At 68.8% G+C, this 23,899-nt stretch carries 22 protein-coding genes; 9 read left to right on the top strand and 13 right to left on the bottom strand.

Going from position 1 to position 23,899, the window contains the following annotated elements; all coding sequences use genetic code 11:
- Positions 1–50: 50 nt before the first annotated feature.
- Positions 51–1,532, bottom strand: coding sequence for a benzaldehyde dehydrogenase (locus tag AB6807_RS30625; RefSeq protein WP_371087518.1), 1,482 nt, complete (start codon positions 1,530–1,532; stop codon positions 51–53).
- Positions 1,533–1,974: 442 nt separating this feature from the next.
- Between AB6807_RS30625 and AB6807_RS30620 the strand changes: the two genes are divergently transcribed.
- Genes AB6807_RS30620 through AB6807_RS30590 form a run of 7 tightly spaced genes read left to right on the top strand, consistent with a single transcriptional unit; the run spans position 1,975 to position 9,263 of the window.
- The gene (locus AB6807_RS30620; protein ID WP_371087517.1) at positions 1,975–3,147 is read left to right on the top strand and encodes an acyl-CoA dehydrogenase family protein; all 1,173 of its coding nucleotides are present in this window, start codon (positions 1,975–1,977) and stop codon (positions 3,145–3,147) included.
- Positions 3,148–3,153: 6 nt separating this feature from the next.
- Complete coding sequence (locus tag AB6807_RS30615) at positions 3,154–4,305, top strand: acyl-CoA dehydrogenase family protein (protein WP_371087516.1); 1,152 nt, start codon at positions 3,154–3,156, stop codon at positions 4,303–4,305.
- Entirely contained in the window at positions 4,302–5,213 is a 912-nt protein-coding gene (locus tag AB6807_RS30610) for an enoyl-CoA hydratase-related protein (protein ID WP_371087515.1), read from the top strand. The genes AB6807_RS30615 and AB6807_RS30610 overlap by 4 nt, the downstream gene beginning before the upstream one ends.
- A complete protein-coding gene (locus tag AB6807_RS30605; RefSeq protein WP_371087514.1) occupies positions 5,210–6,733 on the top strand; it encodes an acyl-CoA synthetase in 1,524 nt (507 codons plus the stop codon). Before AB6807_RS30610 ends, AB6807_RS30605 begins: the two co-directional genes overlap by 4 nt.
- Before the next feature lies 1 nt (position 6,734).
- A complete protein-coding gene (locus AB6807_RS30600; protein WP_371087513.1) occupies positions 6,735–7,799 on the top strand; it encodes a phosphotransferase family protein in 1,065 nt (354 codons plus the stop codon).
- A gap of 4 nt (positions 7,800–7,803) precedes the next feature.
- Positions 7,804–8,127, top strand: coding sequence for a DUF6285 domain-containing protein (locus AB6807_RS30595; RefSeq protein ID WP_371087512.1), 324 nt, complete (start codon positions 7,804–7,806; stop codon positions 8,125–8,127).
- On the top strand, positions 8,124–9,263 hold the full coding sequence (locus AB6807_RS30590) for an acyl-CoA dehydrogenase family protein (protein WP_371087511.1): 1,140 nt from the start codon (positions 8,124–8,126) through the stop codon (positions 9,261–9,263). The genes AB6807_RS30595 and AB6807_RS30590 overlap by 4 nt, the downstream gene beginning before the upstream one ends.
- Positions 9,264–9,313: 50 nt before the next feature.
- Here the strand turns inward: AB6807_RS30590 and AB6807_RS30585 are convergent, their stop codons facing one another.
- Genes AB6807_RS30585 through AB6807_RS30535 form a run of 11 tightly spaced genes read right to left on the bottom strand, consistent with a single transcriptional unit; the run spans position 9,314 to position 21,081 of the window.
- Positions 9,314–10,450 (bottom strand): acyl-CoA dehydrogenase family protein, encoded by a 1,137-nt coding sequence (locus tag AB6807_RS30585; protein ID WP_371087510.1) that lies wholly within the window; start codon positions 10,448–10,450, stop codon positions 9,314–9,316.
- 57 nt (positions 10,451–10,507) lie between these two features.
- Positions 10,508–11,476, bottom strand: a complete 969-nt coding sequence (locus tag AB6807_RS30580; RefSeq protein WP_371087509.1) for an NADPH:quinone oxidoreductase family protein — start codon at positions 11,474–11,476, stop codon at positions 10,508–10,510.
- Positions 11,473–12,351, bottom strand: coding sequence for a MaoC/PaaZ C-terminal domain-containing protein (locus AB6807_RS30575; RefSeq protein WP_371087508.1), 879 nt, complete (start codon positions 12,349–12,351; stop codon positions 11,473–11,475). Before AB6807_RS30575 ends, AB6807_RS30580 begins: the two co-directional genes overlap by 4 nt.
- Positions 12,352–12,390: 39 nt before the next feature.
- Complete coding sequence (locus tag AB6807_RS30570) at positions 12,391–13,185, bottom strand: enoyl-CoA hydratase/isomerase family protein (protein WP_371087507.1); 795 nt, start codon at positions 13,183–13,185, stop codon at positions 12,391–12,393.
- On the bottom strand, positions 13,182–14,222 hold the full coding sequence (locus tag AB6807_RS30565; protein ID WP_371087506.1) for a hypothetical protein: 1,041 nt from the start codon (positions 14,220–14,222) through the stop codon (positions 13,182–13,184). Before AB6807_RS30565 ends, AB6807_RS30570 begins: the two co-directional genes overlap by 4 nt.
- Positions 14,223–14,278: 56 nt before the next feature.
- The gene (locus tag AB6807_RS30560; protein WP_371087561.1) at positions 14,279–15,007 is read right to left on the bottom strand and encodes a tyrosine-protein phosphatase; all 729 of its coding nucleotides are present in this window, start codon (positions 15,005–15,007) and stop codon (positions 14,279–14,281) included.
- A gap of 8 nt (positions 15,008–15,015) precedes the next feature.
- Positions 15,016–16,041: a phosphotransferase gene (locus AB6807_RS30555; protein WP_371087505.1), complete on the bottom strand. Its 1,026-nt coding sequence runs from the start codon at positions 16,039–16,041 to the stop codon at positions 15,016–15,018.
- 13 nt (positions 16,042–16,054) lie between these two features.
- Complete coding sequence (locus AB6807_RS30550; protein WP_371087504.1) at positions 16,055–17,023, bottom strand: NAD(P)H-dependent flavin oxidoreductase; 969 nt, start codon at positions 17,021–17,023, stop codon at positions 16,055–16,057.
- A 10-nt stretch (positions 17,024–17,033) separates the two neighbouring features.
- Complete coding sequence (locus tag AB6807_RS30545; protein WP_371087503.1) at positions 17,034–17,807, bottom strand: SDR family NAD(P)-dependent oxidoreductase; 774 nt, start codon at positions 17,805–17,807, stop codon at positions 17,034–17,036.
- Between the two features lie 57 nt (positions 17,808–17,864).
- Positions 17,865–19,508, bottom strand: a complete 1,644-nt coding sequence (locus AB6807_RS30540; RefSeq protein WP_371087502.1) for a long-chain-fatty-acid--CoA ligase — start codon at positions 19,506–19,508, stop codon at positions 17,865–17,867.
- Positions 19,495–21,081: an AMP-binding protein gene (locus tag AB6807_RS30535; protein ID WP_371087501.1), complete on the bottom strand. Its 1,587-nt coding sequence runs from the start codon at positions 21,079–21,081 to the stop codon at positions 19,495–19,497. The genes AB6807_RS30540 and AB6807_RS30535 overlap by 14 nt, the downstream gene beginning before the upstream one ends.
- A gap of 136 nt (positions 21,082–21,217) precedes the next feature.
- Here AB6807_RS30535 and AB6807_RS30530 point away from each other — a divergent pair, with 136 nt between their 5' ends.
- Together AB6807_RS30530 and AB6807_RS30525 are read left to right on the top strand one after the other, a co-directional pair.
- Entirely contained in the window at positions 21,218–22,387 is a 1,170-nt protein-coding gene (locus tag AB6807_RS30530) for a thiolase domain-containing protein (protein WP_371087500.1), read from the top strand.
- A 1-nt stretch (position 22,388) separates the two neighbouring features.
- The gene (locus AB6807_RS30525; protein ID WP_371087499.1) at positions 22,389–22,787 is read left to right on the top strand and encodes a Zn-ribbon domain-containing OB-fold protein; all 399 of its coding nucleotides are present in this window, start codon (positions 22,389–22,391) and stop codon (positions 22,785–22,787) included.
- A 68-nt stretch (positions 22,788–22,855) separates the two neighbouring features.
- Here AB6807_RS30525 and AB6807_RS30520 read toward each other — a convergent pair whose 3' ends face one another.
- A complete protein-coding gene (locus tag AB6807_RS30520; protein ID WP_371087498.1) occupies positions 22,856–23,896 on the bottom strand; it encodes a Bug family tripartite tricarboxylate transporter substrate binding protein in 1,041 nt (346 codons plus the stop codon).
- Positions 23,897–23,899 lie beyond the last annotated feature (3 nt).

Genomic DNA, 23,899 nt, shown 5'->3' with positions numbered 1-23,899 from the left:
AAAATCGCAAGAGAAACGGCGGCACCGGCCGCCGCGTTTTCAACGAAGGCCTACAGCGGGTACGGCGGCGCGGCGTCCTTCACGGTCATCCATTGCCACTGGGTGAACTCCTCCCAGTTGGCCGGCCCGCCGATGCTGGTGCCGTTGCCCGAGGCACCCACGCCGCCGAAGGGGTTGACCACCTCGTCGTTCACCGTCTGGTCGTTGATGTGCAGCAGCCCCACGCGCAGCTGCTCGCCGATAGCCATCGCGCGGCCGACCGATTTCGAGATGATGGCCGCAGACAGGCCGAACTCGGTCTGGTTGGCCAGGCGCACGGCCTCCTCGTCGGTGTCGAAGGCGGTGATGGAGGCCACCGGCCCGAAGATCTCTTCCTCGAACGCCGCCATGCCCGGCTTCACGCCCGACAGCACCGTGGCGTTGAAGAACAGCCCGTTGGCCTCTCCCCCCGCTGCCAGCTTGGCGCCCTGCGCGACCGAGCGGCGCACGATGTCGGTGGCGTGGTCGACCTGGCCCTGGTTGATGAGCGGGCCCATCGCCACCTGCCCGCTGGCAGGGTCGCCCACCGGCAGGTTGGCGGCCTTGTGCGCCATGCGGCGGGTGAACTCGTCCACGATCTTCGAATGCACCAGCACCCGGCCGGCCGACATGCAGATCTGCCCCTGGTGCAGGTACACGCCCCAGGTGGTGTTGGCCACGGCGAGGTCCATGTCGGCGTCGTCGAGCACGATGAGCGAGTTCTTGCCGCCCAGCTCCAGCGACAACTTCTTCAGGTGTTCGCCGGCCACCTTGCCCACGCGCCGGCCGGCGGCGGTGGAGCCGGTGAACTGGATCATGCCGACGTTCGGGTCCTTGCACAGCGTTTCGCCCGCATCGCCGGCGCCGGGCAGCACATGCAGCACGCCGGCGGGCAGGCCCGCGTCTTCGAACAGCCGCGCGATGCTGAAGCCGCCGCACACCGCCGTGCGCGGATCGGGTTTCAACACCACCGCATTGCCCACCGCCAGCGCCGGCGCCACCGCGCGCATGGCCAGGTACAGCGGAAAGTTGAACGGTGCAATCACGCCCACCACGCCGATCGGGCGGCGCCGCGCGATGCTCAGCCGGCCCGGCTCCGAAGGCAGAACCTGCCCTTGCGCCTGCGAAGGCATCGCGCTGGCCTCGTGCAGCGCCTTGATGGTCACCTGCAGCTCGAACTCCGCCTTCGGCCGGATGGAACCGCTTTCGCGCACCAGCCAGTCGACGATTTCCTCGCGGTTCGCACCGGCCAGCTCCGCCGCCTTGCGCAGCACGGCCGCGCGCTGGTCGTAGGGCGTGGCGGCCCACGCAGCCTGCGCGGCGCGCGCGTCGGCCGACGCGGTGGCGATGTCGTCCGGCGAGGCCATGGCCACCGAGCCCAGCGACCGGCCGGTGGCCGGCTCGATCACGTCGCTGGACTTCTGCAGCGCCTGCCAGCCGCGGCTGAATGCGCGGCCGTTCCAGGTCTTGGCGTCGAGCCATGAGGTTGTGGTGTCGGTGGTGGTGGAGGTCATGAACCGGGTCCTTGTCGGGTGGGTGTAAGCAAAGCCGGCAAATCATTGAACAGGCCTTGCTGCTCCGCGCTAGGGCATTCCCCCATACCACGGGGTGCATCGTCACTATATTCGCAGAAATATAGCGAGACGATTGAGATCACCCCTCGGCCGGGCGCATTGCCGACACCGTGCCGCGCCTCGAATACCTCCCTGCGTTCACGCCGAAGTAGAGGTGAGCCACCACGCCATCGAGTAACGAGACAACGGTGGAAGCCGACGCCGTGATGCTCGGCCGTGGCACTGCTGTGCGGAAAGCGATGGCTTCCGTTGCCCGTTTGCACGATGTGTCAATACGGTCTGCGAACAGAAAGAGGGACCAGCAGTGACTTAATGGTTGATCCAATGAAGACGTATCAGCTATGATCCTCCGAGGCAACTCTCAGGCACAGCCACCCGCTCGATGGATCTAGACCTCACCCCCGACCAAGCCGCGTTCCGCAACGAAGTGCGCCAGTTCGTGAAGGACCGGCTCCCCGCCGACATTCGCGAGCGCCTGCGCCTGGGCCATCCGCCGCGCAAGCAGGACACCGTGACCTGGCAGCGCATCCTCAACGAAAAAGGCTGGGCCGCGCCTCACTGGCCGCGCGAGTTCGGCGGTGCCGAGCTCGGCCAGGCCGAGCGGCTGATCCTGCTCGACGAGCTGTTTCGCGCGCCCGCGCCGCTGCCGCAGGTGTTCAATGTCGGCATGCTCGGGCCGGTGCTGCTGAAGTTCGGCACCGAGGCGCAAAAGCGCTTCTTCATGCCCAAGCTCGCGAACCTCGACATCTGGTTCTGCCAGGGATTTTCCGAGCCGGGTTCGGGCTCCGACCTCGCCTCGCTGCGCACCTCGGCCAGGCGCGAAGGCAACGAGTACGTCGTCAACGGCCAGAAGATCTGGACCACCACGGCGCACCTGGCCGACTGGGTGTTCGCGCTGGTGCGCACGGACAGCGAGGGCAAGAAGCAGCACGGCATCTCGTTCCTGCTGATCGACCTGCGCACGCCGGGCATCACCATTCGACCGATCACGTCCATCGACGGCCAGCATCACCTGAACGAAGTGTTCTTCGACGAGGTTCGCGTGCCGCTCGACAACCTGGTCGGCGAGGAAGGCCGCGGCTGGGACTGCGCCAAGTACCTGCTGATGAACGAACGCACGGGCATCGCCAACGTGGGCCTGTGCCGGGAGCGGCTGGACTATGCCCGCGAACTCGCCGGCAAGCGCACGCAGACCGGCAAGCCGCTGCTCGACAGCCCCAAACTGCGCAGCGAAATGGCCATGCTCGACGCCGAGATCCGCGCGCTCGAAATCACCAACTGGCGCTTTCTGCTGTCGCCCGACACGGCGCAGAAGGTGCCCGGCTTCGCTTCGGTGCTGAAGCTGAAGGGCACCGAGCTGCAGCAGGACATCGCTCAGCTGCTGCAACGCATCGCGGGGCCCGCGGCCATGGAGCGCCGCCCGCACGACGGAGAGGGCGCCGAGCACTGGGCGGGGCCGCTGGCCATGCGCTATTTCTACAGCCGCGCGGCCAGCATCTACGGCGGCACGAGCGAGGTCCAGAAGGACATTCTTTCCAAGACGATCCTGGGGTAGTTCACGATGAACTTCGAACTCAACGAAGAGCAGCAAGCGCTGCAAGGCAGCCTGGCCCGCCTGCTGGGCGACGTCTACGGTTTCGAGCAGCGCCGCGCCATCGCCGCCACGCCCGCGGGCTGGAGCCAGCCCGTGTGGCAGCAACTGGGCGCGCTCGGGCTCACCGCCCTCCCCTTGCCGCAAGCACACGGCGGCTTCGGAGGCGGCGCCGTCGACCTGCTGCCGGTGATGCAGGAGCTGGGCCGCGCGCTGTCGCTCGAGCCCTTTCTCGCATCGATCGTGCTCGGTGCCACCGCACTGCGGCTGGCCGGAGACGACGCCGTGCAGGCGCAGTTGCTGCCCGACGTGGCCACCGGCGAGGTGCGCCTGGCCTGGGCGCACGACGAGGCGGGCGGGCACCAGGCTGCGCTGTGGGTCGAGACCACGGCCCGACAAGAGGGCGGCCAATGGCGTCTCGACGGCGCCAAGTGCAATGTGTTGCACGCCACGGCCGCCCACCGGTTCGTGGTCAGCGCGCGCACCGCGGGCGCCCCGGGCGATGCGAACGGCCTCGCCCTCTTCCTGGTCGACGCCAACGCCCCCGGCGTGGCTTGCCGCCCCCACCGCATGGTGGACGACACGCCGGGCGGCGAACTGCATTTCACGGCTGCAGCGGCCCTGCCGCTCGGCGACCCGCGCGACGGCGGCGCGGCGCTGAAGGCCATCGAAGGGACCCTGGCGGCTGGCACCGCCGCGGTTTGCGCCGATGCCGTGGGCGCCATGGAATCGGCCTACCGGCTCGCCATCGACTACCTGAACACACGCAAGCAGTTCGGCCGCCTGATCGGCGAGAACCAGGCGCTGCGCCATCGGGCGGCGGAAATGCTGGTCAGCCTCGAGATGTGCCGCAGCATGGCAATGGCCGCGGCCATTGCAGCGGACGACCTCGATGCACCCGATGCACGCGACGCACGCGATGCACGCGCCGACCTCGCGCGCGCCAAGCTCATGATCGGCCGGCATGGCCGCAGCCTCTGCCACGCGGCCATCCAGCTGCACGGCGGCATCGGCATGACCGAGGAATACGCCGTGGGCCACTGCCTGCGCCGCTTGACGCTGATCGACCAGCTCTTCGGCGACGTCGAGGCCCAGGCGACACGGCTGGCGGAAATGCAATGAGCGAGGCCGTGTTCGAAACCATTCGCTGGGATCTTTCGGGCCCGGTGCTCACGCTCACGCTGCACCGCCCCGAGAAGCTCAACGCCATGACGCGCCTCATGCGGCGCGAGCTCTGCCGGGCGCTCGACCTGGCCGACGCCGACGACGCCGTGCGCGCCATCGTCGTCACCGGCGCGGGCCGTGCCTTCTGCGCGGGGTTCGACCTGTCGGAAGGCGCGCGGGCGTTCGATACGTCATCGCCGGCACGCGCGCCCGAGCCGGGTGACGAGCCCGGCCGCGACGGCGGCGGCGTGCTCGCGCTTCGCCTGTTTGCCTGCACCAAGCCGCTGATCGGTGCGATCAACGGCGCAGCCGTGGGCATCGGTGCCTCGATGCTGCTGCCGATGGACGTGCGCATCGCCTCCAGCGATGCGCGCTTCGGCTTCGTGTTCGCACGCCGGGGCGTCGTGCCCGACGCATGCGCCAGCTGGTTCCTGCCGCGCGTGGTGGGCATTTCGAAGGCGCTCGAATGGAGCCTGGGCGGCACGGTGTTCGACGCCGCCGAGGCCCTGGCCGGCGGACTCGTGCGCGAGGTGTGCGAACCGGGCGACCTGCTCGCGCGCGCGCAGGCCCTGGCACTGGACATCGCGGACAACGCCGCGCCGGTGTCCGTGGCCCTCACGCGGCAACTGATGTGGCGCATGCTGGGCGCCAGCCACCCCATGGAGGCGCACCGCCTCGAAAGCGCGGCGCTGGCATCGCGCGGCGGCTCGGCCGACAGCGCGGAGGGCGTGACCTCGTTCAAGGAGAAGCGCCCCGCCAGGTTTCCGGACAAGGTGAGCACCGGCATGCCGGGTTTCTATCCGTGGTGGACCGACCCGACGTTCTCTGCTCTTTCGATCGCAGACAACGGAGACACGAAGACATGAGCCAGGTGTTCCTAGACCAGCGCAGCATGGCGCGCGACGCGCTGATGCAGCGCGCCCTGCGCGCCGCGCGCGGTTTCGATGCGGCGGGCGTGCGCGAGGGCGATGCCATCGCGCTGCTGCTGCGCAACGACTTCGCCTTCTTCGAAGCGCAGCAGGCGGCCGCCGCGCTCGGCGCCTATGCGGTGCCCATCAACTGGCACGGCAAGCCCGAAGAGGTGCTCTACATCGTCAACGACGTCGAGCCCAAGGTGCTGGTCGGGCATGCCGACCTTCTCGCGGCAGTGCGCGCGCACATTCCCGCGGGCACCGTGGTCATCACCGTGCCCACGCCGCCCGAGGCGGTTCGCGCCTTCTCGCTGGCCGAAGCCGTGACGCAGGTGCCGGCCGATGCAACGGAATGGAACGCCTGGCTCGAAGCCTTCGCGCCATGGGACGGCCCGCCACGGCGCAGCCGCGCGACCATGATCTACACCTCGGGCACCACCGGCCGGGCCAAGGGCGTGAAGCGCAACGCGGCCACGCCGGAGCAGGCGGCCGCGTACGTGCAACTGCTGCGCAGCGTGTACGGCCTGCAGCCGGGCGTGCGTGCGCTCATCGGCGGTCCGCTGTACCACGCCTCGCCCAACGCCTACGCACGCCAGGCCTTGCCGATCTGCGACGTGCTGGTGATGCAGACCAAGTTCGACGCCGAGGCCGTGCTCGCCGCCATCGAGCGGCACCGCATCACCCACATGGTGGCCGTGCCCACCATGTTCGTGCGCATGCTCAAGCTGCCCGACGACGTGCGCAAGCGCTACGACCTGAGCTCGCTGAAGTGGGTGACGCACACCGGCGCGCCCTGTTCGGCCGAGACAAAGCGCGCGCTCATGGACTGGTGGGGCCCGGTGGTCTACGAAACCTACGGCGGCACCGAGGTCGGCACCGCCACGCTCAGCACGCCCGAAGACTGGCTCGCCTTCCCCGGCAGCGTGGGCCGCCTCACCCCCGATGCGCGCATGGTGCTCTATGGGGAAGACGGCCGGCCGGTGGCGCCCGGCGAGGTCGGCGAAATCTTCGTGCGCGTGCCCGCCTACGCCGACTTCACGTACCACAACCACCCCGAAAAGCGGAAGGAAGTGGAGCGCGACGGCCTCATCAGCTGCGGCGACGTCGGCTACGTGAAGGACGACCACCTCTACCTGTGCGACCGCCGCTCCGACATGGTGATCTCGGCCGGCGTGAACATCTATCCGGCCGAGATCGAGGCGGCGCTGCTGCAGTGCCCGCTCGTGCGCGACTGCGCCGTGTTCGGCATACCCGACGAGGAGATGGGCGAATCGCTGGCCGCGGCCGTGGAGCCGATGCCCGGCACCGCGCCCGACGCCGATGTGCTGCGCGCCTTTCTGGAGGCCCGCATCGCCAGGTACAAGGTGCCGCGCCGCTTCGACTTTCATGCGGCGCTGCCGCGCGAGGACAGCGGCAAGATCTTCAAGCGCAGGCTGCGCGACCCGTTCTGGCAGGCCGCGGGCCGGAAGATCTGACGTGGACGCCCCCCACGACATCGGGCGCCGCCTTGCCGCCGCGCTGCAGCGCCACGCGGGCCTGCACGGCAGCGTCGAGGGCTTGCGCCGGCTCACCGGCGGCGCGACCAAGACGACCTGGTCGTTCGACCTGCTGACGGCCGACGGGCGCCGCCCGATGATCCTGCAGCAGACGCCCACGACGACCGCGTCGGCATCGGCATCGGCATCGGCATCGGCATCGGCATCTGTATCTGTATCTGCATCTGCATCTGCCCCTCCCGGCCTCTCCGCGCCCAAGCTCGACGCCGCCGAAGACGCCCGCGTGATGATCGCGGCGCGCGCGCACGGCGTGCCGGCACCCGTAGTGCTCGCCATCCTCGATGTGCACGACGGCCTCGAGCGCGGCTACGTCACCGAACGCGTCGAGGGCGAGACGCTGGGGCGCAAGCTCGTGTCCGACCCGGCCTATGCCTGTGCGCGCGGCGCAATGGCGGCGCAGGCGGGCGCCATCCTCGCGGCGATCCACACCATGCCGGTCGCCGAGCTGCATTTTCTTCAGCGGCTCTCGCCCGCGCAGGAGCTCGAGGTGTACGGCGACCTGCTGGCACGCACGGGCTTCAGCCATCCGGCGCTCGCGTACGCGATGCAATGGGTGCGCAAGAACCTGCCGGTCGACTGGCGCGACGCACTCGTGCATTCCGACTTTCGCACCGGCAACCTGATCGTCGGGGCCGAGGGCATCCGCTGCGTGCTCGACTGGGAAATTGCCCGGGTCGGCGACCCGATGCAGGACCTGGGCGTGCTGTGCATGCGCACCTGGCGCTTCGGCGGCGCGGGCGAGGCGGGCGGCTTCGGGTCGCGCGAAGACCTGTACGCCGCCTACGAGCGCGCGAGCGGCAGCCCGGTGGACCCGGTGCGCGTGCGTTTCTGGGAGGCTTTTTCCAACCTCAAGTGGGCCATCGGCTGCGTGCGCCGCGGGCTTTCGGTGCGTGCCGACGGCAGCCCCGCGAGCCTGGAACTGTGCGCGGTCGGCCGGCGCATGGAAGAGCCGCTGTGGGACTTCTTCCAACTCATCGAGGCCTGACCCCATGCCGAACTCCGTCCCTTCCGCCGGCACCCTGCTGCTGGCCGCCGCCCGCTACCTCGAAGACGAACTGCTGCCCACGCTGGAGGGCTACCACCGCTTCCAGGCGCGCGTGACGGTGAACGTGCTGCGCATCGTGGAGCGCGAGCTGCGCCTCGACGGACCGCCGAACGAAGCAGCCGCGGCCACGGGCAACGCCCTGGCCGACGCCATCCGCGCAGGCGAGATCCCCATCGACGCCGCCCTGGCCGCGCAGCTGCGCCAAGGGCTGGGCGAGGCGCTGGCCATCAACAACCCGAAGTGGACACACACCGAAAGACCCGCATGAACTTCACCGAAGAACAGATTTCATTCCGCGACGGCGTGCGCCGCATGGTCGAGCGCCACGTCGCGCCCATCGCCGCGGAAATCGACGAGAACGACCGCTTTCCCGAAGAGCTGATTCCGGTCTACGGCGACATGGGCCTGCTGCAGCTCTGGGTGCCGGAGGAATACGGCGGCCCGGGTGCGAACCTGACGATGGTGTGCATCGCGCGCGAAGAAATCTCCCGCGTGTCGGAGTCGTGTGCGCTCATGGCGGGCATGAACACCATGTTCGCGTTGCCGATCATGCATTTCGGCACCGAGGACCAGAAGCAGCGCTTTCTGCCGCTGCTGGCCGAGGGCCGCACCGTGACCGCCATCGCCATCTCGGAGCCCGACTGCGGCAGCGACGTCGGCGGCATGCGCACGCACGCCGTGCGCGACGGCGACAGCTACGTGCTCAACGGCCAGAAGCAGTGGTGCACCTTCGGCAGCCGCGCCGACTACATCCTGGTGTTCGCCAAGACCGGCGAGCGCGGCGGCGCGGACGACATCAGCCCCTTCATCGTGGACGTGAAGAAAAGCAAGGGCCTCACCTTCGGGCGCAACGAACGCAAGATGGGCATGAAGGGCACGATCAACGTGCCGGTGTACCTCGACAACGTGCGCGTGCCGGCGGAAAACCGCCTGGGCGAGGAAGGCAAGGGCTTTCGCTCGGCCATGCGCGCGCTGGACCTCAACCGCCCCGCCATCGCCGCCGCGTCGGTGGGCCTGGCCCAGGGCGCGCTCGACGCGGCGCTGGCCTATGCCAAGCAGCGCAAGCAGTTCAAGCGGGCGATCATCGAGTTCCAGGGCATCCAGTTCATGCTGGCCGACATGGCCATGCAGATCGAAGCCGCGCGCTGCCTGGTGTACGAGACCGCGCGGCTCGCAGACATCGGCGACTGGAACCAGCTGCCCAAGTTCGCGAGCATGGCCAAGTGCTTCGCGAGCGACGTGGCCATGAAGGTGACCACGGACGCGGTGCAGGTCTTCGGCGGCTACGGCTACGTGAAGGACTACCCGGTGGAAAAGATGATGCGCGACGCCAAGCTCAACCAGATCTTCGAGGGCACCAACCAGATCCAGCGCGTGGTGATCGCGCGCGAGCTGATGCGTTGACGGCTTGACGCCCCCGCCCGGCAAAGTGCTGGGCTGGGGCCGTGCCTCGCTCAGGCCAGCAGTTGCCTGGCGATCATGTTGCGGTGGATTTCCGACGCGCCCTCGTAGATGCGCAGCACGCGCAGGTCGCGGTACACCCGCTCCACGATGGTGCCGCGGCAGTAGCCCGAGCCGCCGAAGATCTGCAGCGCCTTGTCGGCGATGCGGCATGCGGCCTCGGTGCAGATCACCTTCACCATCGATGCCTTCATGCGTGCGTCTTCACCGCGCGCGGCGCGCCACACGGCCTCGAACAGCACCATGCGCGCCGCGTGCAGGTCCATGGCCATGTCGGCGATCATGTGCTGGATGGCCTGGTGCTCGCCCAGCGCCTGCCCGAACGTGACGCGCGTCTTGGCATGCTCGATGGTTTCGTCGAGCGCGATCTGCGCCGGCCCGAGCGCCTGGCAACCGACGTTCAGACGGCCCTCGTTGAGCCCCGACATCGCGTACGAAAGCCCGCGCCCTTCTTCGCCCAGCAGGTTTTCCGCCGGAATGCGGCAGTCGGTGAAAGAAATCTCGCACAGGCTGTCGTCCATCCAGCCCATGGTGGCCATGGTGCGCGTCACCTTGAAGCCGGGCGTGGTCGTGTCCAGCAAGAAGGCCGAGATGCCCTTCTTGCCGGCCGAACGGTCGGTGGAGGCGAGCACGGTGATCGAGTGCGCATGGTTGGCGTTCGAAATGAAGGTCTTCACGCCGTCGAGCACGTAGTGGTCGCCGTCACGGCGCGCCGTGGTGGTCATCTTCGCGGCGTCGGAGCCGGCGTGCGGCTCGGTGATGGCAATGCAGTTGCGCGAGCGGCCCGATGCAATTTCGGGCAGCCACTTCTTCTTGATGGCCTCCGAGCCGTGGTCCACGATGATGTGCACCCCCGGCCCGAGGGCGGAGCGCACGAAGGGCCAGAACTGGGGCGGCAGGCGCGCCAGCTCCAGCTGCACCGCGACGCTGGTGAGGTGGTCGACGGGCATGCCGCCGTAGGCCTCGGGAATGGACATGCCGTAGAAGCCCATTTCGCGCAGCGTGGTTTCCACCTGCTCGGGCACTTCGCCGGTTTCTTGATAGCGCGTTTCGAGCTTGAGCAACGCGTCGACGGCGTCCCGCGTGGCAACGCGCATTTCTTCCGCTTCGGGGGGCAGGTCAAAATCCATGATATCTCCTTTGGTAGAACCATTGATTATGACGCAGCCACGCGAGAAACGCACGCTTCAGCGGCGCAACAGCAGGATCGCCTTTCCCGAGGTCTGCCGCCGTTCCAGGGCCGCGAGCGCCGCCGGCGCATCCTCGAAGTCGAACACCGACGCCTCGAGTGGCCGAAGCCGCCCTTGCAGGTACCAGCCCTGGATTTCTTCGCCCAGTTGCCGCGCCAGGCCCGGTTCGCGCTTGCGCACCTCGCCCCACAGCACGCCGACGGCCGACGCATTGGCCAGCAGCAGCCGGTTGGCGGGCAGTTGCGTCAATGCGCCGCCGGCAAAGCCGACCACCAGCAGCCGCGCACCGAAGGCCAGGCAGCGCACGCTTTGCGCGCCGATGTCGCCGCCGACCGGGTCGTAGACCACGTCGACGCCCTGCGGCGCGAGCTTGCGCACCTCGTCGACCCATTTCGCATCGGTGTAGTCGACGGTCGCGTCCGCCCCCAAGGCCACGCAGGCGTCGCGCTTGGCGGCGCTGCCCGCGGTGGCGATCACGCGCGCGCCCATCAGCTTGCCGAGTTGCACGGCCGCGCTGCCGACACCGCCGGCGCCGGCGTGCACCAGCAAGGTTTCCCCCGCCTGCAGGCGCCCGGCATGCCGCAGGGCGTAGAGCGAGGTCGGGTAGTTGCCGCGCAGGGCCAGGGCCGCCCCGGGCGGCACGTCGGGCGCGATCGGCATCGCCTCGGCGCGCGGCACCAGCGCATATTCAGCGAAGCCGCCGAACTTGCCGACCGGCGTGGCGCACGCCACGCGCGTGCCGGCGCCTTCGCCGCTCACGATGGTGCCCACCACCTCCACGCCGGGCGTGAACGGCAGGGCGGGCTTGGTCTGGTACTGCCCCTTGATGGCAAGCGTGTCCAGAAAATTGAGCCCTGCCGCCTCCACCTTCACCAGGTACTGGTCGTCCGCCGGCGTGGGCACCGGCAGTTCGGCCAGCCGCATCCGGCCCGGATCGCTCAGCTCCTCGACCTGCCAGGCCCTCATTGCGATGCGCCTCGCAGTTCGGCCCGGCCGTTGGTCAGCACCAGCACGTCGCGCTCCACCACCCGCGCCCGGAAAGCGATGTCGCTGCCGTCGCGCCAGCCTTCCAGCCGAATGGTCTCGCCGGGATAGACGGGCGCCGACAGCCGTGCGCGCATGGCCGACAGTCGCGTCGCATCGAAGTCCGCGAACGCGGCGATCAACCCGCGCCCGGCAATGCCCCAGGTCGCGAGCCCATGAAGAATGGGCCGGGCAAAGCCGGCCTTGGCCGCGAACGCCGGCTCGGCATGCAGCGGGTTGATGTCGCCCGACAGGCGGTACAGCAAGGCCTGGTCGGCGCGCGTCGGCAGGTCGAGCACGATCTCGGGCGCGGACTCGGGCATGGCTGCCGCAGCGGGTGCGGCCTCGTCGGCCTGGCCGTCGGCGCTGGAAAAGCCGCCGTCGCCGCGCAGGAAGTAGACGCTCTCGACCGTGGCCAACGGCTGCTGCCCGGCGCCGATGAGCTCCTTTTCCACATGCAGGATCGCGCCCTTGCCTTCACCCTTGTCGACCACCCGCGTGACGCGCGTGCGCCCGACCACCGTGCCCGACGGCGGCAGCGGCGCATGCAGGCGCACCGACTGCTCGCCGTGCACGAGCTTCATGAAGTCGATGCCGATCTCCTTGCGCTCGCGCATCCAGAAACCGGGCGAGGCCAGCACGGCGGCCATGGTGGGCAGCGCCACCAGTTCCTTCTCGTAGACGAAGCGCAGCTGCTTCTCGTCGAGCGGGTCGGCGCCCAGGCCGAGTCCCAGCGCGTAGAGCATCGTGTCCTTGGGCGTGTACACGTGTTGCACGTCGCCTGAGTGCCAGTCGCGTGCCTTGCGGTAGTCGAGCATCTGTTGTTCCTTGTGTTCAGAGTGAGGGCTATGTGAAGTTCAGGCGCCCGCCGCCGGCCAGCGGAACTGGGCCGGCTCGCGCGCGGCGAAGCGGCGCACCGCCTCCTTGGCGTACGCGCTGTTGGAAGCCAGCGCCTGGCCCGCCGACTCGATCTCGAGCATGGTCGGCAGGTCGCTGCCGAGGGAGCTTTGCAGCGCCCGCTTGGAAACGCTCATGGCCACGGGCGAGGCCCCGGCAAAGCTCTGCGCAATGGCGCGTGCGCGCGGCATCAGGCCGTCAGCGGGCAGCACTTCCATCGCGATGCCCAGGCGCAGCGCCTCGGCCGCGTCGATCTCCCGCGCGGAAAAAATCAGCTCTTTCGCGCGCTGCAGGCCCACCACGCGCGGCAGCGTGTAGTAAGCCCCCATGTCGGGCACCAGCCCGATGCGCTGGAACACCATGCACAGCCGCGCGCGGTCGCTCAGCAGCACGACGTCGCACATCAGCGCGATGCTGAAGCCCGCGCCGAAGGCCACGCCGTCGACCGCCGCGATCACCGGCCGGTCGAGCGCCATCAGCTCGGTGCAGATGCGCGTGTAGCGCGCCATGCCGGCGCGCCGCTGCTCGGGGGTGCGCGGGCCGCCCTCGCCCATCGCCTTGACGTCGCCGCCGGCGCAGAAGGCGCCGCCCGCACCCGTGACGACAAGCACGCGCACCGCGTCGTCCGCGCGAATGCGCGCCAGCAGTTCGCCGAGCTCGTCGGCCATCTCGGGACTGATCGCGTTCTTCGACTCGGGACGGTTCAGCGTCAGCGTCGCGATGCCGTCTTCCACGGCGTAGGCCAGCGTGTTCATGCGGCGGGCTCCTCGAGCACCGAGATCGGCGTGCCCTTGACCATCACGTCGCAATACTCCGACATGCTCAGCGCGGTGCGCCCCTCGCACCGGTAGGTGGTAATGCCTTCGGTGATGCGGGTGTAGGCGCCCGGCTCCCCGCTGGCGCTCTTGTGGCGCAGCGGCACCAGCGCGCCGACCTCTCCCTCGAGCGTGTAGTTGCGCTCGGCGGTGCGTACCTGCGCGGTGAAGCGCACCGGGTAGTACCTGTCGTCGTACACGGTGGCGATGCGGCCTTCGAGCACCGGTTCATAGCGGCCGTTGCGCAGCACGTTGCCGCTCACGTTGTTGGGCAGGCCGCCCTTCCGTCCCTTGACGGACAGCAGCACCCCGAAGTCACGATCGAATGTGACGGGCAACCACTTGTACCAATAGAAGCTGTGCCAGTGGCGCGGCCCCCACGACTTGTCGCGGTAGCCGAAACCGTCGATGTCGTGGCGCACGCCGTCCACGGTGATGTGGCCGCGCACCGCCATGTTCTGCTCGGTGTGGCCGCGGTAGACCGAATGCTCGGGGTCGAGCTCGAGCCGACTGCCGTCGAGCGCCACGATTTCTCCGCCGTGCATCGGCGAGATGCCTTCGTAGTCGAGCGAGATGGTGGCGGGCCGCTTCGGATAGCGCTTGAAGGCGCTGCTGGGGTCGGCCATGGCGTGCGGGTCGTCCATGATCAGCAGCTCGCCTTCGTAGCTCACGCGCAGGCGCTTGAAGGGCTCCAGCACCTCGAAGCGCAGGCCGCCCGCGTCCATGGCCTCGTTGTGGGAGATGGGCGGGCGCCCGTACATGAAGCCGACGCGGCCGTCGGGCAGGTACACGCAGCAGGTCATCTCGGCATGGCCTTCGTTGGGCCGGTTGCCCAGGCGCATCCAGGCACCGATGCCGCGCGCGGTGTCGAAAGCGTTGAAGTACATGCTCTCGTTGTAGTTGCCGGCCGCTTCGGGCGCGTGGGTGTACTCGTCCTGCGGATCGAGGTGCAGTCTGCTGTCGGGGGGCATGAACATGGTCTGGTCCTTGGAAAGCGAAATGAATCGGGGCGAGGCATTGCCCCGGTGGAGCGTCAGCCGTCGACCAGGAACCGAGCGCGCAGGCGCTGGCGTGCCTTGTCGTCCTGCCCGAGCGCTTCGGCCAGGTAAGCGTCTACAGAGCCCCAGCCGCGTTCGATCTCCTCGAAGGCAAAGCCCAGGTAGTCGGCGCGCACCGACGCCAGCAGCGCCCAGTCGGTGGCCTCGCCTTGCATGCGCCAGCGCCCGTTGCTCCGCATGAAATCGGCGACCACCGCTTCGCGCGGCACGCCGAGCGCAAGCAACACCAGCGCCGCGGCCCAGCCGGTGCGGTCTTTTCCGGCGGTGCAGTGAAAGACCAGCGGCAGCGGCGTTGCGTCGTCGCCCAGCAACCGCAGAAAGGTCGCGAATATGCCCGCGTGCTGCCGAACGAAGCGGCGGTACACCTCGGCCATGACCGCGATCAGGGCCTGCTCATTGACGACGCCGGCCGCGCGCAGATCGCGCAGCGCACCCATCGCGCGCGGTTCTATCGGCAGGTGCACCTCGCGGAGCCTCGGGCGCGCCAGCCGTGAAGGCGCCTTTTCGCGTTCGACGGCCCCGCGCAGGTCGATCACGCAGCGCAGGCCGAGGGCCTCGACAGCCGGTGCATCCGAAGGCGTGAGTTCAGCGAAATGGCTGGAGCGCCACAACCGGCCGGGCGCAACGCGCTGGCCCGACGCGGTGGCGATGCCACCCATGTCGCGCAGGTTCGTGACGCTGGGCAGCTGCACGCCGTCGGGCATCGGCACTGTCATGTCGCTGCCGACACCGCCCGCATGAGCCCGAGTGCCATGTCGGCCGTGGCCTCCACGCGGGCGCCCGCCTGCAGCGCCTTGACATGGGCGGCATTGCCCTCGAGTGCGCGCTTCTGCACCCCCTGCTGGATGGCGGCAAGGCGAAACATGTTGAAGGCCAGGTAGAAATGCCAGTGCGCGATGCCTTCGCGGCCCGTTCGCTGGCAGTAGGCGCGCACGTGCTCTTCCTCGGTCGGGATGCCCAGTGCAGCGGGGTCGATGCCGGCCAGCGTGCGGTGCGTGCCCAGCGCCAGCCGCCACGTCATGCAGTGGTAAGCAAAGTCGACCAGCGGGTCGCCCAGCGTGGACAGTTCCCAGTCGAGCACCGCCACGATGCGCGGCTCGCTCGGGTGGAACACCACGTTGTCGAGCCGGAAGTCGCCGTGCACGATGGACGTTTGCGCCTCCTGCGGCGGTATGTGCGAAGGCAGCCAGTCTAGGAGCTGCTCCATCGCCTCGATGCGCCCGGTTTCCGTCGCACGGTACTGCCGGCTCCAGCGCGCGATCTGGCGCTCGAGGTAGTGGTCGGGCTTGCCGAAATCCGCAAGGCCGATGCCGCGCCAGTCGACCGCATGCAGCGCGGCCATCACGCGGTTGAGCTCCGCGTACATGCGCGTGCGCTCGGCCGGTGCAATGCCCGGCAAGGTCTGGTCGCCGAGGATGCGGCCCTCGACCCATTCCATGAGGTAGAAGCTGCTGCCCAGCACCGCGTCGTCTTCGCACAGCGCATGCACGCGCGGCACCGGCACGGCGCTCTCGGCCAGTGCCCGCATCACCCGGTACTCGCGGTCGACGGCATGGGCCGACGACAGCAGCTGCCCCGGTGGCTTGCGACGCAGCACGTAGCGGGCGTCACCGGCACGCACGCCGAAGGTCGGGTTCGACTGGCCTCCGTCGAACCGGCTGACCTGCAGCGGCCCCGCGAAATCGGCCACGTTGGCGCGAATGAAGCCTGCGAGCGCTTCGGTGTTCAGGTCTTGCATGCGAGTGGCCGTCCTAGAAGAAAGCAGCCGCGCGCGCCAGCTGCTGGCGGCACTCGGCCACCGTGCGTTCCAGCAGCGCGGCACAGGTCGGCACGTCGTCGATCAACCCGATCACCTGGCCGGCCCACACCGGACCGGCGTCCACTTCGCCGGATTCGAGCGCGGCCTTGCCGCGCGCGCCCGACACCAGCGCGCGAACGTCTTCGAAGGCGCAGCCGCCGGGCCGGCGCTCGGTGGCGATGACCTCGTTCGCAACCGCATTCGCGAACACGCGCGCGGTGTTGCCGAAGCTGCGGAACATGAGTCGCGTGTCGCGCTCGCTGCCCTTGACCAGCGCCTGCTTGATGGCGTCGTGCACCGGCGCCTCCTGCGTGCAGACGAAGCGCGTGCCCATGTTCACGCCCTCGGCCCCCAGCACCAGCGCGGCAGCCATGCCGCGCCCATCGGCGATGCCGCCCGAGGCGATGACGGGAACCTTCAGCGCGCGCGTGGCGGCGGGGATCAACACCAGCCCGGGCACATCGTCTTCGCCCGGATGGCCGGCGCATTCGAAGCCGTCGATGCTGATGACGTCCACGCCGCGCTTTTCCGCAGCGAGCGCATGGCGCACCGATGTGCACTTGTGCAGCACCGCGATGCGGTTGCGCTTGAGAAGAGCGACCACCTCGGCGGGCACGTTGCCCGCGGTTTCGACCACCTTCACGCCGCTCTCGACGATGGTGGTGAAGATGCGCTCGTACGGCGGAGGGTTGACGCTGCGCAGCATGGTCACGTTCACGCCGAAAGGCTTGTCCGTCATGCCGCGGCAGCGCTCTATTTCGCGCGCCAGGTCTTCCGGCGTGGGCTGCGTGAGCGCAGTGAGCATGCCCAGGCCGCCGGCGTTCGATACGGCCGAGGCCATCTCTGCGCGGCCGACCCACTGCATGCCGCCCTGCACGATCGGATAGCGGATGCCGAGCAGTTCGGTCAGGCGGGTCTTCACGGCCGCGCGCCTACAGGCTGATGTGGAAGCCGCCGTTCACCCCCAGGTGCTGCCCGGTGATGTACGAGGCGGCATCGGACATCAGGAAGCACACGGTCTTCACCACTTCCTGCGGCGTCGACCAGCGGCCCAGCGGAATCTGCGCCAGCATGCCGTCGCGGAATTTCTCGCCGCGCACCACCTCGGTCATGGGCGTCTCGACCACGCCGAAGCAGATCGAGTTGGTGCGAATGTTGTACTTGCCCCATTCGCGCGCCGCCGTCATGGTGACGCCGAGCATGCCGGCCTTGGCCGCCGCGTAGTTGACCTGGCCGATGGAGCCCTTGCGGCCCGCGTCCGACGAAATGTTGACGATGGCGCCGCCGCTGGTGTCGCCGCCCTTGGCACGCGCCACCATGTGGCGGCCCACGGCCTGGAGCCAGAAGAAGGTGCCGGTCAGGTGCACGTCGATCACGTCCTGCCATTGCTGGGCCGTCATCTTCTCGATCATGGCGGGGCGCGTGATGCCTGCGTTGTTGACCAGGCCGTGCACGCCGCCGAAGCGGGTCACCGCTTCCTCGACCGCGCTGGCAGCCAGCGCCGCATCGGTCACGCTGCCGACCACCTGCTGCACGCGTGCGGCGGGGAGCTCGGCCATCGCGGACTTGAGCGTGTCCGGATTCAGGTCGACGGCGACCACGTTGCCGCCCAGGTCGATGACCAGCTCGGCAATGGCCTTGCCGATGCCCTGCCCCGCGCCGGTGACGACGATGGTGCGGCCTTCAAGAGTGACTAGATTCTGCATGGAAATCCTGTTGCTTCGTTTTGGTTGAACCAATGATATTTGGATTGCGCGTTCGCATCAAGCCGCGGCACGCAGGGTTTTCGCGCGCTCTGCGTCCTGCAGCTGGCGCCAGGCGATCTTTCCGGTCGGCGACTTCGGCAGCTCCGCGACGAACTCGACCAGGCGCGGGTACTTGTAGGCGGCCATCTTGTTGCGGGCCCACTCGATGATGTCGGCCTCGCGCACGCCGGCCTGCGCATCGCGCAGCACCACCACCGCCTTCACCGTTTCTCCGCGGTAGGCGTCGACGGCCGCGATCACGCATGCCTCCGCGATGGCCGGGTGCTCGTGCAGCATCGCTTCCACCTCGGCCGGCCAGACCTTGTAGCCCGAGGCATTGACCATGCGCTTGAGGCGGTCGACGATGAAGAAGTAGCCCTCTTCGTCGCGGCGGCCCAGGTCGCCGCTGCGCACGAAGCGCTTGCCATCCATTTCCAGAGTGGCGGTGCGCGTGGCCTCCTCGTTGCGCCAGTAGCCGACGAACACCTGCGGCCCCGCCATCACGATCTCGCCCACCTCGCCGGGCGGCAGCTCGGCCAGCGTGTCGGGGTCGACGACGCGCAGGTCCGTGTTGAACAGCGGCACGCCCAGGCACTGCCGCTTGAACGCGGCGGGCGGGTTGCCCGACACGTGCGCGGTTTCCGAGAGGCCGTAGCCCTCCAGAAAGTCCAGCCCCGTCAGCGCCTTCAGGCGTTCGCCCACGGCCTCGGGCATGCCTGCCCCGCCGCCGCCAATGCGCCGCACCGAGCTCAGGTCGTATTCCGCCAGGCGCGGGCTCGACAGAAAGTCGATCACCATCGTCGGCATCGCCGTCCAGTGGCTCACGCGGTGGCGCGCGATGAGCGCCGCGGCTTCGTCGCGGTTCCATCGCTTCATCAGCACCAGCGTGCCGCCGCCGTAGATGGGCGCGTTCATCAGGTTCTGCATGCCCGTGATGTGGAAGTAAGGCAGCGCCACCAGCTGTACCGAGTGCGGCACCAGCCCCATCCAGTGCGCCACGATCACGGTGCTGGCCGTGAGCGTGCGGTGGGTGTGCATGCAGCCCTTGGGCGCACCGGTGGAGCCCGAGCTGTAGAGGATGAGTGCCAGCGCGTCCGGCAGATGTTCCAGCGGCTGCAACGGGCCGGAGGCCGCTGCGAGCACGCGGCGCAGGCCTGTCGTGCGCGACGGACCCTGCGCGGCCTCGGGCTGCATCTCGGCCGGCCCCGGGTTGCCCACCACGATCACGCGGCGCAGCTGCTGGGCGGCGGGCGCGGCAAGCAGCTCCGCCACGTTGTCGGCGCTGCAAAAGGCCGCCACCGCACCGGTGTCGCTGAGGTAGTGCGGCAGCTCGTCGCGCTTGTTCATCGGGTTCACCGGCACCACGACCGCGTTGATGCGCAGGATGGCGAAGTAGGCCGCGATCCAGCCGCGTCCGTTCTGCAGGTAGATCAACACCCGGTCGCCGCGCTGCACCCCCAGCTCGTTCTGCAGGAAGGCGGCGATGCGCTCGACCTGGTCGACCAGCTCGGCGTAGCCGAGGCTGCCGAAGTCGTCGACCAGCACCGCCCGCTCGGGGTAGCGCATGGCCGACACCAGGAGGTTGGCGCACAGGTTGGTGGGTGGAATGTCGATGTCGCGCGGCAGGCTGCGCGGCCACGTGCTCAGTTCATGCGGGGTCATGTTTTCTCTTCTTTCTGGTGTTCTTTGCTGCGCTTGCACCGGAGCCGGAGCCGGGGCGGGGGGCGAAGCGTTCGCGCAGCAGGTTCTTCTGCACCTTGCCCATCGCGTTGCGCGGCAGCTCCTCGACGAAATGAACGGTCTTGGGCACCTTGAACGCAGCCAGGCTGGCCTTCACCGCCTGCACCACGTCGGCGACCTGGGGCACCGTGGTGCAATCGATCGACGTGTCGCGCACCACCACGGCGACCACCGCCTCGCCGAAGTCCGGATGCGGCAACCCGATGACGGCCGACTCGCGCACGCCCGGCAAGGCGTCGATGACCTCTTCGATCTCCTTGGGGTACACGTTCAGGCCGCCTGAAATGACGAGGTCCTTGTCGCGCCCGACGATGGTGAGGTAGCCGTCTTCGCTCAGCCGGCCCAGGTCGCCGGTCTTGAAGAAGCCGTCGGCCGTGTGCTCTTCGGATGTCTTTTGCGGCAGCCGCCAGTACCCGGCGAAGACGTTGTCGCCCTTCACCTGGATCTGCCCTGTTTCGCCCGGTGCCGCCAACGCGCCCCCGGCATCGACCACGCGAAGCGATACGCCGGGCAGCGCGCCGCCCACCGTGCCGCAGCGGCGCTCACCCGCATAGGGGTTGGACGCAAACATGCCGCCCTCCGTCATGCCGTAGCGCTCGAGGATGGCGTGGCCGCTGCGTTGCTGGAACGCGTTGAAGGTGTCCGCCAGCAACGGGGCCGAGCCGGAGACGAACAGGCGCATGCCGCGGCATGCGGCGGCGTCGAGCCCGGGCTCGCCGAGCATGCGGACGTAGTGCGTCGGCACCCCCATGCAGACCGTGCTGGCCGAGAGCAGCGCAACCGCGCGCGCGGCATCGAAGCGCGGCTCGAACCGGATCGCGCTGCCGTTCCACAGCGCGCAGTGCAACGCGACGAACAGCCCGTGGAAGTGATAGATCGGAAGGATGTGCAGCAGCACGTCGCCAGGCTCGAACGCCCAGAACCGATGCAGCGTGCTCACGCCCACGCCCAGGTTCCGGTGCGTCAGCATCGCGCCCTTGGGCCGCCCCGTGGTGCCGGATGTGTAGAGGATCGCGGCAAGGTCGTCGGCGCTGCGCTGCACGATGGCCGAGCGCGGCAGCTGCCGGGCCGCGGCCTGCGCGAGCTCGCCCTCCCCGTCGTCGTCCAGCTCCAGCACATGGGGCACGCCCGCCGCCGCGGCCAGCACACGCCCCTGCGCCGCGGCCTGCGGGCGGACCACGAACACATGCGGTCGCGCATCCCCCAGCAAGTGGGCCAGCTCACCGCTCTGGTACGCGGGATTCATCGGCAGGAAGACGCAGCCGGCGCGCAGCGCGCCCAGGTACAGGAACACGGCCGACGCCGACTTTTCCACCTGCACCGCGATGCGATCGCCGGGTTGCGCGCCCAGTGACGTGAGCAGGCGCGCGTAGCGTGCGCTTTCGCTCTTCAACTGGCCGTAGGTGTAGAGCCGGCCGCCCGGCAAGACCATGGCGGGGGCGCCGTCGTCGTGCGGAAAGCGCTGCTCGAACTGCGCGTAGAGGTTCTGGTTCATCGCCGAACGCGTTTGCGTCTTGATTTATTTTGGTTGAACCAATGATAATGATGACACCGAACCACCGTCAAGCCTGGCGACACGCTGGATCCGGTCGATTTCATGGTCCCGCACAGGGAAGAACACGGAGCAATCAATGAGCATCAAACGACAGGCCTGCATTGCGGGCGCTTTCGAACACCCCACGCGCAAGGCGCCCGACAAGACCGTGGCGCAACTGCATGCCGAATGCGCGCGCGGCGCGCTGGCCGACGCCGGCCTGTCGCTGCAGGACGTCGACGGCTACTTCTGCGCGGGCGACGCGCCCGGCCTCGGGCCGCTCAGCATGGTCGACTACCTCGGGCTGAAGGTGCGCCACGTCGACACCACCGACACGGGCGGTTCCGCCTACCTGGTGCAGGTCTCGCATGCGGCGCAGGCGATTGCCGCGGGCAAGTGCAACGTGGCGCTGATCACGCTCGCCGGCCGCCCGCGCAGCGAGGCCAGCACCGTGGGCACGGGTCCGCGCAACGTTACCGCGGCCACGCCGGACGTGCCCTGGGAGATGCCCTATGCACCGATCACCGTGAACATGTACGCGCTGGCCGCGGCGCGCCACATGCATGAGTTCGGTACCACCAGCGAGCAGCTCGCGTGGATCAAGGTCGCGGCCGCTGCGCACGCGCAATACAACCCGAACGCGATGCTGCGCGAACCGGTCACGGTGGAAGAAGTGCTGGCTTCGCCCATGATCTCCGACCCGCTGCACAAGCTCGACTGCTGCGTGGTGAGCGACGGCGGCGGCGCGCTGCTGGTGGTGCGCCCCGAAATTGCGCGCGCGCTGAAGCGCCCCATCGTCACCGTGCTCGGCGCGGGCGAAACCGTGAAGGGCCAGGCCAACGGGCAGGTCGACCTCACCTACTCGGGCGCGGCCGTGTCGGGCCCCATCGCATTCGCGGAGGCGGGCGTGACGCCGGCGGACATCCAGTACGCGTCGATCTACGACAGCTTCACCATCACCGTGCTGATGCAGCTCGAAGACCTGGGCTTCTGCAAGAAGGGCGAAGGCGGCAAGTTCGTGATGGACGGCAACCTCATCTCGGGCATCGGCAAGCTCCCGTTCAACACCGACGGCGGCGGCCTGTGCAACAACCATCCGGCCAACCGCGGCGGCATCACCAAGGTGATCGAGGCGGTGCGCCAGTTGCGCGGCGAAGCGCACCCCAAGGTGCAGGTGCCCGACTGCCGCCTTGCCCTGGCCCAAGGCACCGGGGGCCTGCTGGGCTCACGCCACGGCAGCGCCACACTGATCATGGAGAGAAGCTGAAATGACCACGATGTACCAAGAGCGCCCGCTGGGCGCGCCGATTGTCGATGCCGCCACCGAGGCCTACTGGAGCGCCGCGAAGGAAGGCGTGCTGCGCATCAAGCGCTGCACCGTCTGCGCGAAGCTGCACTGGTACCCGCGCGCGCTGTGCCCCTACTGCCTGGGCGATACCGAATGGGTGGACGCGTCGGGCAAGGGCACGATCTACAGCGTGAGCGTGACGCGCCGGGCGGGGCCCATTCCCTATGCGCTGGCCTACGTGACGCTGGACGAAGGCGTGACCATGCTCACCAACATCGTCGACTGCGACCTCGATGCACTGCGCATCGGTGACCGGGTCGAGGTCAGCTTCAAGCCGGCCGAAGGCGGCTTCTCGGTCCCGATGTTCAAGCCGGCCTGAGCGGGCGCGGACGAAAAAAGGGCCGCGTCTTCGCGGCCCTTCTTGCTTGTCGGTGTGACGCGAATCGACTATTCGGACTTGATGTCCGCCTCGCGGATCACGCTGGTCCATGTGCCGTATTCCTCGGCGATGCGCGCGCCGAGCTGCTCGGGCGTGCTGCCGGTGGCGGAGGCGCCGGCAGTTTCGAACTTCTCCTTGACCTCAGGCAATGCCAGCGCCTTGACGATGGCATCGTTGAGCCTGGCCACCACATCGCGCGGCGTGCCGGCAGGCGCGAACAGGCCGAACCAGACTTCGGGGTTGAAGCCGGCCAGCGTGTTCGCAATGGGCGGCGCGCCCGGCGCCAACGGCGAAGGCTGCAGCGACGAAACACCGAGCAGCCGTACCTTGCCGTCCTTGATGAACGCGTTCATCTGCGACGAGCTCGTGCTCAGCAGCACCTTCGATTCGCCGGTCAGGATGGCCTGCGTGGTCGGCGCCTGCCCCTTGTAGGGAATGTGCGTCATCCGGATGCCGGCCCTGCGGCTGAACAGCTCGGTCGCCAGGTGGCCGAACGAGGCGGGCCCGGCGGTCGCGAAGTCGAGCTTGCCGGGGTTGGCCTTGGCGTAGTCGATGAGCTCCTGCACCGACTTGGCGGGCACCGTCGGGTTCACCACCAGGATCATCGGCTGCAGCGACACCAGGGAGACCGGCGCGAAGTCTTTCAGCGGCGCGTAGTCGGCGTCCTTCGACACCTGCGGCGAGATCACGAGGCCGTTGTTCGGGAACAGCAGCGTGTAGCCGTTGGGTGCGGCCTTCGCCACGAACTTGGTGCCCAGCACGGCGGAGGCGCCGGCCTTGTTCTCGATGATCACCGGCTGCTTGAGAAAGCGCTGCATCGGCTCCTGCAGCACCCGCGCCAGCACGTCGGTGGTGCCACCCGGCGGGTACGGCACGATGATGGTGATGGGCTTGTTCGGAAAGTTCGACGCCTGCGCGATGCCGGCCTGCGGCAGCGCCATCGCGCCCGCGGCCAGCAGCGCGGTCCACAGCAGCCTGGCCTTCGCCTTGGCATTCACCTTTACGTTCACCCTCGGCCTGAGAAAACGCTTCCATTCGATCGTCGGCATGCT

The organism is Variovorax sp. RCC_210 (assembly GCF_041355175.1).
Taxonomy (GTDB): domain Bacteria; phylum Pseudomonadota; class Gammaproteobacteria; order Burkholderiales; family Burkholderiaceae_C; genus Variovorax.
This window is presented reverse-complemented; position numbering and strand designations above follow the sequence as displayed.